Source organism: Caulobacter sp. GW821-FHT11A05 (assembly GCF_058809015.1).
Genome location: NZ_JBXASF010000009.1, coordinates 14305 through 29054 on the forward strand (window position 1 = coordinate 14305; position 14750 = coordinate 29054).

Here is a 14750-nt window from a genome sequence, read left to right on the forward strand (position 1 = left end):
CCCCCCCCCCCCCCCCCCCCCCCCCCCCCCCCCCGCGCCGGCGGTGGGGTTGATCATGAACGCAGCTGTCAAAGCCGCGCCAGAACCTGCCCTATCCTGACAATCCGGCGCTGCCCCCTCCACCACGCGCATCCGCGCGCGGTCCCCCTCCCCCGTCGCTTCGCGCCGGAGGAGGAACTGTGTGTTGATTTCCCGCCCGCCTGTGCTTTGTTCCCCTCCCATTCCAAGGAGCCGCCCGTGACCGCATCCCCCGTCCGTCTCGCCATCGCCGGGGCGCTGGGCCGCATGGGGCAGGCGCTGGAGCGCACGGCGCAGGGGCGCGAGGACGTCGTCGTCACCGCCCGCTTCGATCGCCCGGACGCCGAAGGGGCCGGGCTGGTCAGCCAGGCGCAGGCGCTGGGCGCCGCCGAGGTGGTCATCGACTTCACCGTGCCGGAGGCCTCGGTCGCCCTGGCCGAAGCCGCCGCCGGGCGCGGCGGGGTGGCGTTGGTCATCGGCTCGACGGGACTGTCGCCGGACCAGATCCGGCGGATCGATGCGGCGGCGACGCGGATTCCCATCGTGCGGTCGGGCAACTACAGCCTGGGGGTCAACATGCTGCTGGGGCTGGTGGCCCAGGCGGCCAGGGCGCTGCCGGACGATTTCGACATCGAGGTCTTCGAGGCTCACCACCGGCGCAAGGTCGATGCCCCGTCAGGCACGGCCCTGATGCTCGGCGAAGCGGCCGCGACGGGGCGGGGCGTTACCCTGGCCGAGGCCCGGCTGGCGCCACACGACGGCATCACCGGTGCGCGCAGGGCGGGCGGCATCGGCTTTTCGGTCGTGCGCGGCGGCGGCATCATCGGCGACCACAGCGTCATCTTCGCCGGCGAGGAGGAGGTGCTGACCCTCTCCCACAGCGCCAGCGACCGGGGTCTGTTCGCGCGGGGGGCCATCGCCGCGGCGGCCTGGGTGGCGGGCAAGCCGCCCGGGCTCTACGACATGCAGGATGTATTGGGGCTCAAGGGCCCCGCTGGAGAGTAACCGTCCATGAAGACGCTGACCTTGCTGCTGGCCGCCTCGGCCTGCCTGATCGCCGCGCCCGTCTCGGCTCAGATTCCAGGCTCGCCGACCCTGACGGCGCAGGACCTGTTCGGCCTGGAGCAGGCCACCGACCCGCAGGTGCGGCCGGGCGGCAAGCAGGTGGTCTATGTGCGGGCCAGCAACGACATCAATTCCGACCGTGCCCGCCGCGCGATCTGGATCGTCGATGTCGCTACCCGGGCCCAGCAGCCGCTGGTGACCGGAACCGGCAACGCCATGAGCCCGCGCTGGTCGCCGGACGGCAAACGCCTGGCCTACGTCTCGACGGCCGAGGGTTCGGCCCAGCTGTTCGTCCGCTGGATGGACACCGGGGCGACGGCGAGGATCGCGACCCTGCCGGAAGGACCCGACAGCATCGCCTGGTCGCCCGACGGCAAATCCATCGCCTTCCTGATGTTCACCGGGGCCAATGGCCTGACCCTGACCAGCGGTACGGCGCCCAAGAAGCCCGAGGGGGCGACCTGGGCCGAGCCGCTGAAGATCATCGAGGGCCTGCGCTACAAGACCGACTCAGAGGGTTTTCTGAAGCCCGGAGCCGGCCAGGTCTATGTCGTCTCGGCCGACGGCGGGGCGCCGCGCCAGCTGACCAGCGGCGCCTTCGACAACCAGGGGCCGCTGAGCTGGAGCAGGGATGGCTCGAAGATCCTGTTCTCCAGCGCCCGCGAGGCCGGCTGGGAGCACGATCCCTCGCTGGTCGATCTCTATGAGCTGACCGTGGCCACCGGCGCGGTGAAGCGGCTGACAACCCGCGTCGGCCCCGACTTCGCCCCCGCCCTGTCGCCGGACGGCAGGCTGATCGCCTACCTGGGCTTCGACGACAAGCGCTGGGCCTACCACGACACCCATCTCTATGTGGCCAATGCCGACGGCAGCAATCCGCGCCGGCTGGCCAGCGATCTGGATCGGTCGATCGACGACTTCCGCTGGGCGGCCGACGGCAAGAGCATCACCTTCCAGTACGTCGACCAGGCCGTCACCCGGCTGGGCCGGGTCGACCTGGCCGGCAAGGTCTCGCCGATGGCCCTCACCCTTGGCGGCGGCGGGCTGGACCGGCCCTACAGCGGCGGCGCCTTCGACATGAACGGCGGGGTTATCGCCTACACCCGCGCCACGACCTCGCGACCGGCCGACCTCTATATCCAGAGCGGCGGCGGCGCCTCGGTGCAGGCCACGCGGCTGAACGAGGACCTGCTGGGGGCCAAGACGCTGGGCAAGGTCGAGGCGCTGGAGGTCAAATCCAGCCTCGACGGGCGGCCCGTGGGGGCCTGGCTGGTCTATCCGCCGAACTACGACCCGGCCAGGAAGTACCCGCTGATCCTGGAGATCCACGGCGGGCCGAACACCTCCTACGGCCCCTACTTCGCCACCGACATGCAGCTCTACGCGGCGGCCGGCTACATCGTGCTCTACACCAACCCGCGCGGCTCGACCTCGTATGGCGAGGAGTTCGCCAACCTGATCGACAAGAAGTACCCGGGTCCCGACTACGACGACCTGATCAGCGCCGTCGACGCCGCCATCGCCGGCGGCCATGTCGACGACCGCAATCTGTTCGTCACCGGCGGCTCGGGCGGCGGGGTGTTGACCGCCTGGATCATCGGCAAGACCGACCGCTTCCGCGCCGCCGCCACCCAGAAGCCGGTGATCAACTGGACGACCGAGGCGCTGACCAGCGACATCCCGCTGGTCACGGCCGGCTACTGGTTCTCCAAGATGCCGTGGGAGGACCAGAAGGCCTATTGGGACCGCTCGCCCCTCAGCCTGGTGGGCAATGTGAAAACCCCGACCCTGGTGGTGGTCGGCGAGAACGACTACCGCACGCCGGTGTCGGAAGCGGCCCAGTATTACCAGGCCCTGCAGCTGAGGAAGGTGCCGAGCGCCTTCGTCATCGTGCCGGGCGCCAGCCACGGCGGCATCGCCGCGCGGCCCTCACAGTCAGGAGCCAAGGCCGGGGCGATCATCGCCTGGTTCGAGAAGTACCGGGTCAAATAGTGCACCCCTCGCCGCTGTTCCTGGAAACCGAAGAGGCGGCGCTGGCGGCCCGGGTGGCGGCCGCGCCGTTCGCCCTGATCTGCGCCAGCGACGGCGGCCGGCCGCTGGCCGCCCATGCGCCGGTCCTGCTGGAGGATCGGCGGCTGCGCTTCCACCTGTCGCGGGCCAATCCGGTGGCCAGAGCGCTCGTGGACGGGTCGCCGGTGCTGGCGGTGATCACCGGTCCGCACGCCTACATCAGCCCCGACTGGTATGGCCAGGATGACCAGGTGCCGACCTGGAACTACCTGTCGGTAGAGCTGGAAGGCCCGGCGCGGATTCTGTCGTCTGAGGACGCCGCCGTCCTGCTGGACGACCTGTCCGACCGTTTCGAGGGCGATCTCGCGCCCAAGCCGGTCTGGAAACGGGGCAAGATGAGCGAGGGTCGGTTCGACACCCTGCTGAAGATGATCGTCGCCTACGAGGTGACGGTCGAGCGGTTCGAGGGCATCACCAAGCTGGGCCAGAACAAGCCGCCGGAGGCGCGGGCCGCGGTGGCGGAGGCGTTGGAGGCGTTGGGTGAGACTGAGATTTCGGCGTTGATGCGTCAGCTTTAGCCCTTCTCCCGCTTGTCGGGAGAAGGTGGCCGCGAAGCGGTCGGATGAGGGCAGCACCGGCTCATTGAGATTTGAGAGGGTTCTGGCGCACAGCCCTAGCGTTCCGCTCTGCCCTCATCCGACCCCCTTCGGGGGCCACCTTCTCCCGACAAGCGGGAGAAGGATTCGGAGGTGCGCCGGTCCACGCGCCAGGTGCGGTAGGGCTCGTACCTGACTCCCTGCCAGGTCATGGCGGTGACGGTGATGCACTCCGCCTCGATTTCCAGGCAGTTGAAGCTGGGCGCCACGCCGCGTTCGCGGATCGACAGGGTGCCGGCGCCGACGGCGTAGGTGCGCTGGTCGCCGAACGGGTAGGCGTGGACGAAGGGGGTGTGGATGTGGCCGGTGAGGACCAGGTCCGCCCCGGCGGCGGTGAAGGCCTCGGCCGCCGTCGGCCCGCCCCAGACGTTGCCGGTCATCGGGCCGCCGACCACCTCGACCAGCGGATGGTGGCAGGCGACCAGCTTGAGCGCGCCGGCCGCGCCGGTGCGAAGCCGGCCGATGGCCTTGCGGACCTGGGCCATGCTGATCTGGCCCTTCGACCAGTTGGCGCGGGGCTGCACGCCGCGAGCGGTGTTGACCCCGGCGTAGCTGAGGCCTGGGGTCGGCGGCGGGGCCTTAATGTCGCCCAGCCAGCGGTCGAAGCGGGTCCAGGGCATCAGCATCCGGTAGGGGATGTTGAAATAGGGGACGTCATGGTTGCCGGCGGTGACCACCGCCCGCACCGGCAGGGCGTCGATCCAGGCGCGGGCGGCCTCGAACTCACGGGGCTGGCCTTCACGTGTCAGGTCGCCGGTGAGGATGGCCAGGTCGACCGGATGGTCGGCCAGCCAGCGGGCGGCGCCGGCCACCGCCGCCTGGTTCTCGCCGCCGAAATGGATGTCGGAGGCGTGGAAGAGCCGCAATGCGCTCATGCGGCCGCCTTTGGAACCAGGGTCCGGGGCACGAGGGCGCGGAAGGCGTTGGGCTTGAAGCGGACCAGGGCGGTGCGGCCCAGGCGCACGGACTCGCCGTCGAGGATGGCCGGGATCGGACCGCCGGCCCAGCTGTAGGCCTGGCGGACCAGGGTGACGTTGACCGAGGGATCGGCCCGCCACTGGCCGGCGGCGGCGGCCAGGGCCAGGCGGAAGACGTCGACCGCGCCGGTCGGGTCGAGGGCGGCGGCCTCCAGGCCGCTGGCGTCGCTGTCGACGGCCTTGGAGACCAGCGGGCACATGAAGGTCAGGGCCTCGGCCTTCTCGCGCGGGGCGCCGTCGAGGGAGAACCGCAGGCGGCCGCTGAAGGCCTGCTGGGCGGCGCGGCGGGCGCGCTGGATCGCCAGCCAGAGCTTGCCGTGGCGGGCCGCCTCCCGGGCCCGGGCCCAGAGGGCGGGCGAGCCGAGGATGGCGGCGACGTAGAAGCTGTGCCGCTCCACCGTGCCGCCGGAGATGCGCCGCTCCTCGCCGTCGGTCAGGATGGCTTCCAGCGCCTCGGGCCAGGTCGTCTGGCCATAGATGGCGAAGGGCAGCATGTTCATGGTGCCGCCCGGCAGCGGCGCGACCAGGGGCCCGCCGGGGCCGGCGGCCTCGGCCACGGCCCGGGCGGTGCCGTCGCCGGCGATGACGATGATCAGGTCCGGCTTGGCGGCCAGGGCGGCGGCGATGATCTCATGCAGCCTGCCGGCCTCGCAGCGATGGACATTCACCTCCAGATCATAGGCGGCGAGCAGGGCCGAGGCCTCCTCGCAGACGCCCGGACCGACGCTGCCCGACAGGGGGTTGGCGATCACCTCGACCTTGCGGATGCCTGCAACCTTGCGAAGGGCCGGCTTCTCGGGCGCCGGCTTGCGCCGGGCCGGCGTCTTGCCCCCCGCCACCCGTCAGCTCGCCGGCTGTTTGGCGGGTTCGCTGGACATGCGGCCCTGGACTTCACGCAGGCCCTCGCCGGCGGCGTCGGCGCTCTTCTTCAGGGTCGGCCCGGCCTCGCGGGCGGCGGTGGAGACGCCGGCGTCCATCAGGGCCCCGCCGTCGCGGAACGAGCCCTCCTTGGCGGCCAGCACCAGCGAGGTCCCGCCGATCAGGGCGACGGCGACCAGGCCCATGACCAGGAAGGGCGAGCGGCGATGACGGGCGCGCTCTTCCTTGCGGCCGCGCTCATAGGCGGCGCGCAGCTCGGCGTCGCTATGGCCATGCGTCGCCGCGTGGTGGGGGGCATGGGCGGGGGCTTTGCGTTGGAACAGGTTCATGGCGCTCTCCGGTACGATGGGGCTTTCAGGAGCAGAACGGAAGCGAAAGCCGGGAAGTTCCGGCCGGTTCCATCACGGGAACCCCAGGCGGTGTAACGGCGTTGGGTAACAAACGGGGCGCGCCATGGGGCGAACCCCGGCGCTTGCCTTAAAGAGAGTCCCTTGCGTCCATCGTCAGTCCTGGTCGTCAGCGCGAGCCTTCTGGCCCTGACCGCCTGCGCCAGCGTGCCGGCGCCCCCGCCACCGCCGGCCGGGGAGCGGATGGCCGCGCAGCCCCGTCCCCAAAGCGGCGCCAAGGACGGCGTGAACCGGCGCCAATACTTCGACGAGAAGCGCGGCCGGTACTATTATTTCGACGTCAAGCGCGGGGCCTATTTCTGGGAAAACGGCCAGCCGCGCAGCTGACAGGGTTTCAAGGGCCCCCAGCCTGATGCTTGGGGGCATGGAGGGGTAGATGATGTTTCGCAACCTGATGATCCTGGGCGTCGCGGCCTTGGCGCTGACCGCCTGCAAGACCACGCCGAAGACGGAGGTCGCCCGCTTCACGCCCTGTGAGGACGTCAACGTCGCCATCTATTTCGAGCCGGCCTCGGCCGCCATCAGCAGCGAGGGCAAGGCGGTGCTGCGCGGCGCCGCCGCCCAGGCCAAGGGCTGCACCATCGACCGGGTCGACGTCACCGGCCTGGCCGACTCGGTCGGCTCGCCCGAGGCCAACATGAAGCTGTCCGAGAAACGGGCGGCGATGGTCACCAAGACGCTGAACGGCTTTGGCCTGAAGGACGTCCGCGTCACCGCCGAAGGCGCCAGCGGCGCCCTGACGCCGACCGGGGCGGCCGCGCCGCTGCGGCGCCGGGCGGAGGTGATCCTGCGGCTGTCGCCAAGCACCTAAGCGAAGCGCCCTTCTCCCGCTTGTCGGGAGAAGGTGGGCCCGTAGGGCTCGGATGAGGGCAGCACCGGCCTTGGATGGGCTGCCCTTCTTCGCATGTAACGACGGCGCCGAACGACGCCAGAACGCGCTCGACTCCCCTAGGCCGGCGCTGCCCTCATCCGGCCGCTACGCGGCCACCTTCTCCCGACAAGCGGGAGAAGGGCGCGCCGATGGCGCGCACGAAAAAAGAGCGGACCCTTTTTGGATCCGCCCTTTTCTTAGTCTTGCATCATCGAGAATTGGGGTGCGGAGACGGCTGGCTGACTGTGGTCAGCCTCAAGTCGGGGGGGGCGTCGCCGCCTCCGCAAAGGGAAAACGGCAATCGCGGAAAACCGTTCCCGCCTCAGGTGATTTTTTTCGAAGTTTTTTTGTCGGCCCGCCGACGGTCGTTTCTGGCCAGCGGAACGCCGTTGTTTCACAAGCGTTTTCCCCCGCGAGGGCGTCGATGCGTCGGCGCATTTTTCCGACCGGAAGGAGCCGAGCATGGCCGAAGTGATCCACGACGCCGATGGCGATCACACCCATATCGAAGTGACCGAGGTCCGGCAGGGCCGGTGGGGCCGGCATGCGTTCTGGGTGCTGGTGGCCTCGACGCTGCTGGCGGTCATCGTGCTGTTCTCCGCCTGGGCGATGCGCTCGGGCGACCTGACCGCCGCCCAGAAGACCCAGGTTCCGCCGACCCGCGAGAACGTCCAGGGCCAGGCCTCGCCGCCGGCCGATCCGGGGCCGACCGCGCCGCCGTCCTAGATCCGGGGCTCAAGCCACGAAAAAGGGGCCGCCCGCGAGGACGGCCCCTTCTTCATGTCTGCGATCCGTCTCAGGCGGCGATCTTCTGCCTGCCCGGATGGAAGAACAGCGCCTGGCCGATCGCCGCCTTCACCGTTTCCGGCTGGAAGGGCTTGGTGATCAGGAAGGTCGGTTCCGGGCGCTCGCCGGTCAGCAGGCGCTCGGGGAAGGCGGTGATGAAGATCACCGGCACATTCATCTTGCCGAGGATATCCTTGACCGCGTCGATGCCGGAGCTGCCGTCGGCCAGCTGGATGTCGGCCAGCACCAGGCCCGGCTGCTTCTTGGCGATGGCTTCCAGCGCCTCGCTGCGGGTGGCGGCGATATCGATGACATTGTGACCAAGCTCGCGGACCAGGGCCTCGATGTCGGCGGCGATGACCGGCTCGTCCTCGATGATGAGGACGTCGGTGGCCAGCTCGGCGTCGATGTCAGCCTGGGCCTGGGCGATCAGCCGCTCGACCTCCGGATAGCCGGTGTCGAGGATCTGGGCCGCCTCGGAGGGCGTGAAGCCCTCCAGCGCCGTCAGCAGGAAGGCCTGTCGCGAGCGGGGGGCGATGCGCATCAGCCGGTCGGCGGGGGCGTGGCCGGCGTCGCCTTCGGGATTGCGGTCTTCCAGCTGGGCCCCGGAGGTGCCCCAGATGGCGTGGAAGACATGATAGAGGGCGACGCGCGGCGACAGCTGCTCGGGCAGCGTCAGCTCCCCGGCGGCCAAGGCCTCGAGCGCCACCCGCACATACTGGTCACCGGTCTGCTGGCTGCCGGTGAGGGCGCGCGCATAGCGGCGAACATAGGGCAGATGCGGCGCCAGTCGGGCGAGAAGACTCATGACCCCTCCGTCTCATATTGGTCTTCGAAAAACATCGGGCGCACAGACAGGCGCGCCAAGACGCGTCCGCAATGAACCTGAGCTTCAAACGGCCGGAACGCAACGATGGTTCCACGCGTTGGAACTTTGGTTCATCATATCGGCCGGGAACTTCTCCGAGCCCCGGACCCCATGTGGGGTCCGCGTCATATACATTAGAGCATGTCCGGGCGGCCGAACCGCATACACTTCGGCCTGACATGCTCTGTGGTGGAACCTGAGGGGGTGGACTGCGTTGAAGCGGGACAGAACCAGCAAGTACGGGGAAGAGGCGTCTTCGGACGCCGACGGCATGATTGATCAGCAGCAAACACCGCCCGGCCGCCGAGCCGCCTCCGAGGGCCTCGACGAAGCCCGCCTGCGCCAGCGCGCCATCGGCGTGAAGCTGCGTCAGATGTTCGATGAGGTGGTCAACGAGCCGGTCCCCGACGAATTCCTCGATATCCTGCGCCGCGCCGATAGCGGCGCCAAGCCCGGGGAGCGCTAGAATTGAGCGCCATCGAGGAACTGGCGAGCCTGACCGGGGCCGCCCGCGACAATGTCTTCCAGAAAGAACTGGTGACCTTGATCCCCCACCTGCGCGCCTTCGCCCGCACCCTGACCGGGGATGCCACCCAGGCCGACGACCTGGCCCAGGACGCCCTGATCAAGGCCTGGGACGCCCGCGCCTCCTTCCAGCTGGGCACCAACATGAAGGCCTGGACCTTCATGATCCTGCGCAACCAGTTCTACAGCGACAAGCGCCGCTCCTGGCGCTCGACGCAGCTGGACCAGGAGGCCGCCGAGCGCACCCTGATGGCGGTGGACGATCCCGAATCGCCCGTCGCCCTGGACGAGCTGCGGCAAGCGATGAACATCCTGCCGGCCGAACAGCGGGAAGCGCTGATCCTGGTCGGGGCCGGCGGCTTCGCCTACGAGGAAGCGGCCGAGATCTGCGGCTGCGCGGTCGGCACGGTGAAGAGCCGGGTCAGCCGGGCGCGCAAGGCGGTGCAGGGCATCCTCGAATCCGGGGCCTACGGGCGCGACGGCCGCGCCGCCGGCGAGGCCATGGGCTCCATCCTGGGTGAGGCCGAACGCCTGAGCGCCGCCGGACGGTGAGGCAGTTCTTTCGTGGACGGCTCGGGCCGATAGAGCCCGGGGAAGCGGTCGTCCCACCGCCCGTCCACCCGTCGCCCCCCTACGGGTCTTCGGGCAGCGCCCGCACCATCCGCGCGCGCCTGGCCGGGGCCCTGGCCCTGGCCCTGATCCCCGTGCTGCTGCTGGGGGCGGTGCAGTCGGCCCTGTCGTTCCGCCGCGAGGCCGCCCAGCAGCGCAGGGATCTGCAGAGCGCCGCGGAGCGCAGCGTGGCCAACGCCAAGATTCGCATGGACGCTTCGGCGATTCTTCTGGAGACCCTGGCGCCCGACGTCGTCGGCCTCGACTGCGCCCGGCGGCTGAGCGGCTTGACCCACCGCCTGGACGGCTACGCCAACCTGATCCGCTTCGACGCCACCGGCCGGGTCGCCTGTTCGGCCGGCGCCACGCCGCCCGACCCGGAGCGCCGCGACCGGCCCTGGTTCCGCCAGCTGTTCACCGGCAAGACCAGCACCATGACCCTCGACCCGGGCGTGCCCTACGCCGGCGAACCGGTGCTGCTGGCCTCGGTGCGCGCAGGTCCCCAGGCCGACGGGGTGCTGACCGCCGTCATCCCGTTGAGCAGTCTGCAGCCGGAGACAAAGGAACGGGCCCTGCCCAAAGGCTCCGCCGTGGCCCTGGTCGACGATACGGGCAGCATCATCTCGGCCTCGGACCCCAAGGCCTTCCCGAAGATTCCCAAGGCCTGGATCGACCAGGCGCGCGGGCCGGACGGCGCCCTGATCACCGCCCAGGGCGCGTCCGACGGCGAGCGCGTCTACGCCATCGCCCCGCTGGTCGGCGACGGCCTCTATGTGGTGCTGTCGGCGCCGTCGCGCGGCATCTTCTCCAGCGCCTGGCTGGACCCGCTGTCGGGGCTGGTGTTCCCGCTGCTGGCCTTCAGCGTGGCGCTGCTGGCGGTGTTCTGGGCCGCCGACCAGTCGGTGGTGCGCTGGATCGTCTATCTGCAGCGGATCGCCGACATCTACGCCCGCGGCCGCTTCACCGTCCGGCCGCTGCAGGCCGAGGCGGCGCCGCCGGAGATCCGCCAGCTGGCCGAGACCCTGGACGAGATGGCCGCCGCCATCGTCGCCCGCGACACCACCCTGCAGGACAACCTGACCCAGAAGGACGACCTGCTGCGGGAGATCCACCACCGGGTGAAGAACAATCTGCAGGTCATCTCCTCCCTGCTGTCGATGCAGGAGCGGGCCCTCACCGACCCCGGGGCCCGGCAGGCGATCAGCGACACCCGCCAGCGGATCACCGCCCTGGCCCTGATCTACCGCGCCCTCTACCAGGGCAACGACCTGCGCCACGCCGACCTGCGGCCGTTCCTGGAGGAGCTGACCGCCCAGTTGATGATGACCGAGACGGCGCAGGGGACGGTCAAGGTCGAGGTGCGGGCCGATCCGCTGATCATCGATCCTGACAAGCTGGCGCCGGTGGCGCTGTTCGCCGTCGAGGCCATCACCAACGCCCAGAAGCACGGCCTGGCCGACCATGGCGGGGCGCTGACGGTGGTGTTCAAGGTCGAGGGGCCGGACGCCACCCTGAGCATCGCCGACGACGGCGGCGGCCTGCGGCCCCCGCTGGAGACGCTGGAGGCCAAGGGGGTGGGACGCACCCTGATGACGGCCTTCTCGCGCCAGCTGCGCGGGCGGACGGAGATGTCGATCAACCCGGCCGGCGGACTGACCGTGACCCTGGTGTTCCCGACGCCGGAGTCGGTGGATTAGTTCAAACGGATGATGGCCCGGGCGGAACCCCGCCCTGTCCCTGACGTTTCTTCTCCGCAAGTTCACCAGCCCTGCGTTCCGGGGCGACCCCACAGGAGAAGTCCGTAATGCGTAAGCTGATCGTTCTGGCCGCCATGACCGCCACGCTGGCCGCCGCCGCGGTGACCACCACCGCCTGCAACACCGTCAAGGGCGCCGGCGAAGACGTCTCGGCCGCCGGCGACGCCGTGTCCGACACCGCCGAGAAGGCGAAGCCCAACTGAGCAGGCGAGTAGCCTGAATGAAGACGGCCCCGGAGCGATCCGGGGCCGTTTTTCGTTCTCCCTCCCCTTTATGGGGAGGGACAGGCGGCGAAGCCGCCAGGGTGGGGTACTGGGAGGCGTCTCCGGACGGCAGGGATTGGCGGCATCCGACTTCCCCACCCTGCGAGGCTACGCCTCGCTGTCCCTCCCCATAAAGGGGAGGGAGGGTGCGAACCCTTCTCCGCCGGCGGTCAGCTCATCTCGTACTTGATCGGCAACGTCTTCGGCCCACCCACGAAGTTGGCCTGCGCCAGTTTCGGTTCGCCGTTCAGCTCCAGGCTCTTCAGCCGCGGCAGCAGTTCCTCGAACAGGATGCGCATTTCCATCTTCGCCAGGTGCTGGCCCAGGCACAGGTGCGCGCCATAGCCGAACGCCAGGTGCTTGCCTTCCTTGCGGTCGACCTTGAAGGCGTCGGGATCGCTGAACACCTCTTCGTCGCGGTTGCCGGACGGATAGGCGAGCCACAGCCAGTCGCCCTTGGCGATCTTCTGGCCGCCGATCTCGGCGTCGTCGGTGGCCGAGCGCATGAAGTGCTTCACCGGGGTCATCCAGCGGATGGCCTCGTCGACCAGGCCGGGGATCAGCGAGGGGTCGGCCTTGACCTTGGCGAACTCGTCGGGGTTCGCCGCCAGCCCCCAGACCGCCGCCGCCGTCGAGGACGAGGTGGTGTCATGGCCGGCGGTGGCGACGATGACGTAGTAGCTCATCGCCTCGAAGTCGTTGATCGGGGCGCCGTCGATCTGGGCGTTGGCGATGACGCTGGCCAGGTCTTCGCGCGGCGTCTCCTTGCGGTCGTCGGTGATGCCTTTGAAGAACATGAAGAAATCGGCGATCACCGCCTGCATGGCGGCCATGGCGTCGGGGACCTCCATCATCTCCTGGCGCTGGCGGTTGAGCTCGGGGTCCTGGGCCCCGAACAGCTCCTGGGTCAGGCGCAGCATGCGTGGCTCGTCCTCGGGACGCACGCCCATGATCTCCATGATCACCCGCAGCGGATAGAACAGCGCCACCTCGTTGACGAAGTCGCATTGCCCGCCCATCGCCGCCATGGCGTCGACGTGGTCGCGGGCGATCTGGCGGATGCGTTCCTCCAGCTTGCGGATGTTCTGCGGCAGGAACCAGGACTGGGTCATCACCCGGTATTTCGGATGATCGGGGGCGTCCATCTGCACCAGGGTGCGGACCAGGTGCGGGCTGCCGCCGGTCATCTTGCGCACCGCCGCGTCGGCCTCCTTGGTGGTGAAGGTGGTCGGCCGGTCGCCGGAGTGGAAGAGGTCGTTCTGGCGGCTGACCTCGAGGATGTCGGCGTGTCTGGTCACCAGCCAGAAGGGCTCGACCCCCTCCAGCTCGGCCCGGCCGAGCGGCTGGTTGGCCCGCAGCCAGCGGAAGGCCTCGTGCACGGTTCCGTCGGCATAGGCCTTGGGATCGATGGCCTTGAAGGCGATGTCGTCCGGAATTCGAAGGGTGTCGGTCATCTGTTCTTATCTCCCGCAGCCTGAGGATGCGCCTTTGACGGAAGGGAAGGAAAGGGGTCGAAACGGGCCTGTGGAACTCCCGCCGCGCAAGAACCTTGATGCCTTTGGGCCCGGGGACTGAGAGGTTGCGCAGGGGGACGGAGGGGTGATGTCCGACAAGACGCGATCTGGCGCGGTCAGCCGCCGCGGCCTGCTGGGCGGGGCCGGGCTGGCGCTGGCCGCCGGCGCGGTGGCGGCACAGGAGCCGGCGCCGATGCCGATGCCCGGCGAGGGTCCGCCCCCGGACAGCGATCCCGACTTCGGCGGGCCCCAGCATCACGACACGCCGCCGCCGATGGAGGCGGCGCCCAAGATCGTCGACTGGAACTGGGTGCGCGGCCAGTGGGCGCTGGACTGGAGCTGGGTGAACCTGTCGGCGATGCTGTTCGCCTCCAACCCGAGGATCGTGCGGAACGCCATCGCAAGGCACCGCGACGGGCTGGACGCCAACCCGGTGGCCTATCTGGAAGCCAACAACCGGCCCCTGCAGAACGCCGCGCGGCGGGCGGCCGGCCTCTATTTCGGGGCCGACCCGGAAGCCATCGCCCTGACCGAGAGCACCACCAGCGGGATCGGCCTCGCCTACAACGGCCTGCTGATCGGCTATGGCGAGGAGATCCTGACCACCACCCACGACTACTATGTCACCCATGAGAGCCTGCGGCTGACGGCGCTGCGCAGCGGGGCGGTGGTGCGCAAGATCAGCCTGTTCGACCAGGCGGCGACGGCGAGCAAGGCGCAGATCGTCGGGCGGCTGATGGGGGCGATCACCGAGCGGACGCGGGTCTTGGCCCTGACCTGGGTGCACAGCTCGACGGGGCTGAAGATGCCGATTCCGGAGATCGCGGCGGCGCTGCGCAGCGTCAACGCCGGGCGCGAGCCCATGAAGAAGGTGCTGCTCTGCGTCGACGGGGTGCATGGTTTCGGCGTGGAGGATATCTCGTTCGATCAATTGGGGGCCGACGTGCTGGCGGCCGGCTGTCACAAATGGCTGTTCGGGCCGCGTGGCACGGGGGTGGTGTTCTTCCGGCCCGAGAGCCTGGCGCGGTTCTCGCCGACCATCCCCAGTTTCCTGGCCCCGAACGCCTACGGCGCCTGGCTGGGCGGCTATGATCCGGGGGCGACGACCGGGGCGCGGATGACGCCGGGCGGCTTCAAGGCCTTCGAGCATGTCTGGGCGCTGAGCGAGGCCTTCGCCTTCCACGGCATGGTCGGCAAGGCGGCGATCGCGGCGCGGACCCGGGACCTGGCCAGCCGGCTGAAGCTGGCGCTCAGCCAGATGCCGCATGTGGTGCTGCGGACGCCGATGGATCCGGGTTTGAGCGCCGGCATCGTCAGCTTCGACCTGCCGGGGCTGTCGGCCGACGGAGTGGTGCGGCGGCTGCGGTCGGCAAAGGTGATCGGCTCGGCGGCGCCCTATTCCACGCGGCACGTGCGGCTGACGCCGAGTTTTCGCAACACCGAGGCGGACGTGGATTTCGCGGCGCAGATTCTCAGCAATATCAGGCGCTAGCGCCCTCCCTCCCCTTTATGGGGAGGGTGTCACGCCTAGCGTGACGGGTGGGG

16 protein-coding genes are annotated in these 14750 nt (G+C 69.7%); 11 read left to right on the forward strand and 5 right to left on the reverse strand.

Translation table 11 applies throughout. The features are described from left to right. Positions 1–237 precede the first annotated feature (237 nt). From dapB to AC1RSK_RS13845, 3 genes are read left to right on the forward strand one after another with little or no spacing between them, the layout of a single operon-like run. Positions 238–1023, forward strand: a complete 786-nt coding sequence (gene dapB, locus AC1RSK_RS13835) for a 4-hydroxy-tetrahydrodipicolinate reductase (RefSeq protein WP_492908144.1) — start codon at positions 238–240, stop codon at positions 1021–1023. 6 nt (positions 1024–1029) lie between these two features. Next, positions 1030–3075, forward strand: coding sequence for a prolyl oligopeptidase family serine peptidase (locus AC1RSK_RS13840; protein ID WP_492908145.1), 2046 nt, complete (start codon positions 1030–1032; stop codon positions 3073–3075). Beyond that, entirely contained in the window at positions 3075–3671 is a 597-nt protein-coding gene (locus tag AC1RSK_RS13845) for an FMN-binding negative transcriptional regulator (RefSeq protein WP_492908146.1), read from the forward strand. The genes AC1RSK_RS13840 and AC1RSK_RS13845 overlap by 1 nt, the downstream gene beginning before the upstream one ends. 95 nt (positions 3672–3766) lie before the next feature. Here the strand turns inward: AC1RSK_RS13845 and AC1RSK_RS13850 are convergent, their stop codons facing one another. From AC1RSK_RS13850 to AC1RSK_RS13860, 3 genes are read right to left on the reverse strand one after another with little or no spacing between them, the layout of a single operon-like run. Beyond that, on the reverse strand, positions 3767–4624 hold the full coding sequence (locus AC1RSK_RS13850; protein WP_492908147.1) for a metallophosphoesterase family protein: 858 nt from the start codon (positions 4622–4624) through the stop codon (positions 3767–3769). Further along, positions 4621–5565: a diacylglycerol/lipid kinase family protein gene (locus AC1RSK_RS13855; protein ID WP_492908148.1), complete on the reverse strand. Its 945-nt coding sequence runs from the start codon at positions 5563–5565 to the stop codon at positions 4621–4623. The genes AC1RSK_RS13850 and AC1RSK_RS13855 overlap by 4 nt, the downstream gene beginning before the upstream one ends. Before the next feature lie 3 nt (positions 5566–5568). Further along, positions 5569–5934: a hypothetical protein gene (locus AC1RSK_RS13860; protein ID WP_492908149.1), complete on the reverse strand. Its 366-nt coding sequence runs from the start codon at positions 5932–5934 to the stop codon at positions 5569–5571. A 162-nt stretch (positions 5935–6096) separates the two neighbouring features. Between AC1RSK_RS13860 and AC1RSK_RS13865 the strand changes: the two genes are divergently transcribed. The 3 genes from AC1RSK_RS13865 (at position 6097) to AC1RSK_RS13875 (ending at position 7609) form a co-directional block, all read left to right on the forward strand. Then, entirely contained in the window at positions 6097–6339 is a 243-nt protein-coding gene (locus tag AC1RSK_RS13865) for a hypothetical protein (RefSeq protein ID WP_492908150.1), read from the forward strand. Positions 6340–6388: 49 nt separating this feature from the next. Then, positions 6389–6823, forward strand: a complete 435-nt coding sequence (locus AC1RSK_RS13870) for an OmpA family protein (RefSeq protein WP_492908151.1) — start codon at positions 6389–6391, stop codon at positions 6821–6823. Between the two features lie 522 nt (positions 6824–7345). Beyond that, complete coding sequence (locus AC1RSK_RS13875; RefSeq protein WP_492908152.1) at positions 7346–7609, forward strand: hypothetical protein; 264 nt, start codon at positions 7346–7348, stop codon at positions 7607–7609. A gap of 70 nt (positions 7610–7679) precedes the next feature. Here the strand turns inward: AC1RSK_RS13875 and phyR are convergent, their stop codons facing one another. Beyond that, complete coding sequence (gene phyR / locus AC1RSK_RS13880; RefSeq protein WP_492908153.1) at positions 7680–8477, reverse strand: anti-anti sigma factor/receiver protein PhyR; 798 nt, start codon at positions 8475–8477, stop codon at positions 7680–7682. Positions 8478–8808: 331 nt separating this feature from the next. Here phyR and nepR point away from each other — a divergent pair, with 331 nt between their 5' ends. The 4 genes from nepR to AC1RSK_RS13900 all read left to right on the forward strand — a co-directional run bounded on the left by nepR (position 8809) and on the right by AC1RSK_RS13900 (position 11631). Continuing rightward, a complete protein-coding gene (nepR, locus tag AC1RSK_RS13885) occupies positions 8809–9003 on the forward strand; it encodes an anti-sigma T factor NepR (RefSeq protein WP_492908358.1) in 195 nt (64 codons plus the stop codon). Between the two features lie 2 nt (positions 9004–9005). Beyond that, the gene (locus tag AC1RSK_RS13890; protein ID WP_492908154.1) at positions 9006–9614 is read left to right on the forward strand and encodes a sigma-70 family RNA polymerase sigma factor; all 609 of its coding nucleotides are present in this window, start codon (positions 9006–9008) and stop codon (positions 9612–9614) included. Further along, entirely contained in the window at positions 9611–11368 is a 1758-nt protein-coding gene (locus AC1RSK_RS13895; RefSeq protein WP_492908155.1) for a sensor histidine kinase, read from the forward strand. The genes AC1RSK_RS13890 and AC1RSK_RS13895 overlap by 4 nt, the downstream gene beginning before the upstream one ends. A gap of 107 nt (positions 11369–11475) precedes the next feature. After that, a complete protein-coding gene (locus AC1RSK_RS13900; RefSeq protein WP_492908156.1) occupies positions 11476–11631 on the forward strand; it encodes an entericidin A/B family lipoprotein in 156 nt (51 codons plus the stop codon). 230 nt (positions 11632–11861) lie between these two features. Here the strand turns inward: AC1RSK_RS13900 and AC1RSK_RS13905 are convergent, their stop codons facing one another. Next, positions 11862–13145 (reverse strand): cytochrome P450, encoded by a 1284-nt coding sequence (locus AC1RSK_RS13905; protein ID WP_492908157.1) that lies wholly within the window; start codon positions 13143–13145, stop codon positions 11862–11864. 148 nt (positions 13146–13293) lie between these two features. Here AC1RSK_RS13905 and AC1RSK_RS13910 point away from each other — a divergent pair, with 148 nt between their 5' ends. Next, positions 13294–14697, forward strand: coding sequence for an aminotransferase class V-fold PLP-dependent enzyme (locus tag AC1RSK_RS13910; RefSeq protein WP_492908158.1), 1404 nt, complete (start codon positions 13294–13296; stop codon positions 14695–14697). Positions 14698–14750: the final 53 nt, after the last annotated feature.

Excerpts from the sequence above, each read along its gene's own strand:
- AC1RSK_RS13850 (WP_492908147.1), bottom strand. The coding sequence starts at position 4,624 with ATGAGCGCATTGCGGCTCTTCCACGCCTCCGACATCCATTTCGGCGGC.
- AC1RSK_RS13905 (WP_492908157.1), bottom strand. The coding sequence starts at position 13,145 with ATGACCGACACCCTTCGAATTCCGGACGACATCGCCTTCAAGGCCATC.
- AC1RSK_RS13870 (WP_492908151.1), top strand. The coding sequence starts at position 6,389 with ATGATGTTTCGCAACCTGATGATCCTGGGCGTCGCGGCCTTGGCGCTG.
- AC1RSK_RS13910 (WP_492908158.1), top strand. The coding sequence starts at position 13,294 with ATGTCCGACAAGACGCGATCTGGCGCGGTCAGCCGCCGCGGCCTGCTG.
- phyR (WP_492908153.1), bottom strand. The coding sequence starts at position 8,477 with ATGAGTCTTCTCGCCCGACTGGCGCCGCATCTGCCCTATGTTCGCCGC.
- AC1RSK_RS13900 (WP_492908156.1), top strand. The coding sequence starts at position 11,476 with ATGCGTAAGCTGATCGTTCTGGCCGCCATGACCGCCACGCTGGCCGCC.
- AC1RSK_RS13840 (WP_492908145.1), top strand. The coding sequence starts at position 1,030 with ATGAAGACGCTGACCTTGCTGCTGGCCGCCTCGGCCTGCCTGATCGCC.
- AC1RSK_RS13875 (WP_492908152.1), top strand. The coding sequence starts at position 7,346 with ATGGCCGAAGTGATCCACGACGCCGATGGCGATCACACCCATATCGAA.
- AC1RSK_RS13860 (WP_492908149.1), bottom strand. The coding sequence starts at position 5,934 with ATGAACCTGTTCCAACGCAAAGCCCCCGCCCATGCCCCCCACCACGCG.
- nepR (WP_492908358.1), top strand. The coding sequence starts at position 8,809 with ATGATTGATCAGCAGCAAACACCGCCCGGCCGCCGAGCCGCCTCCGAG.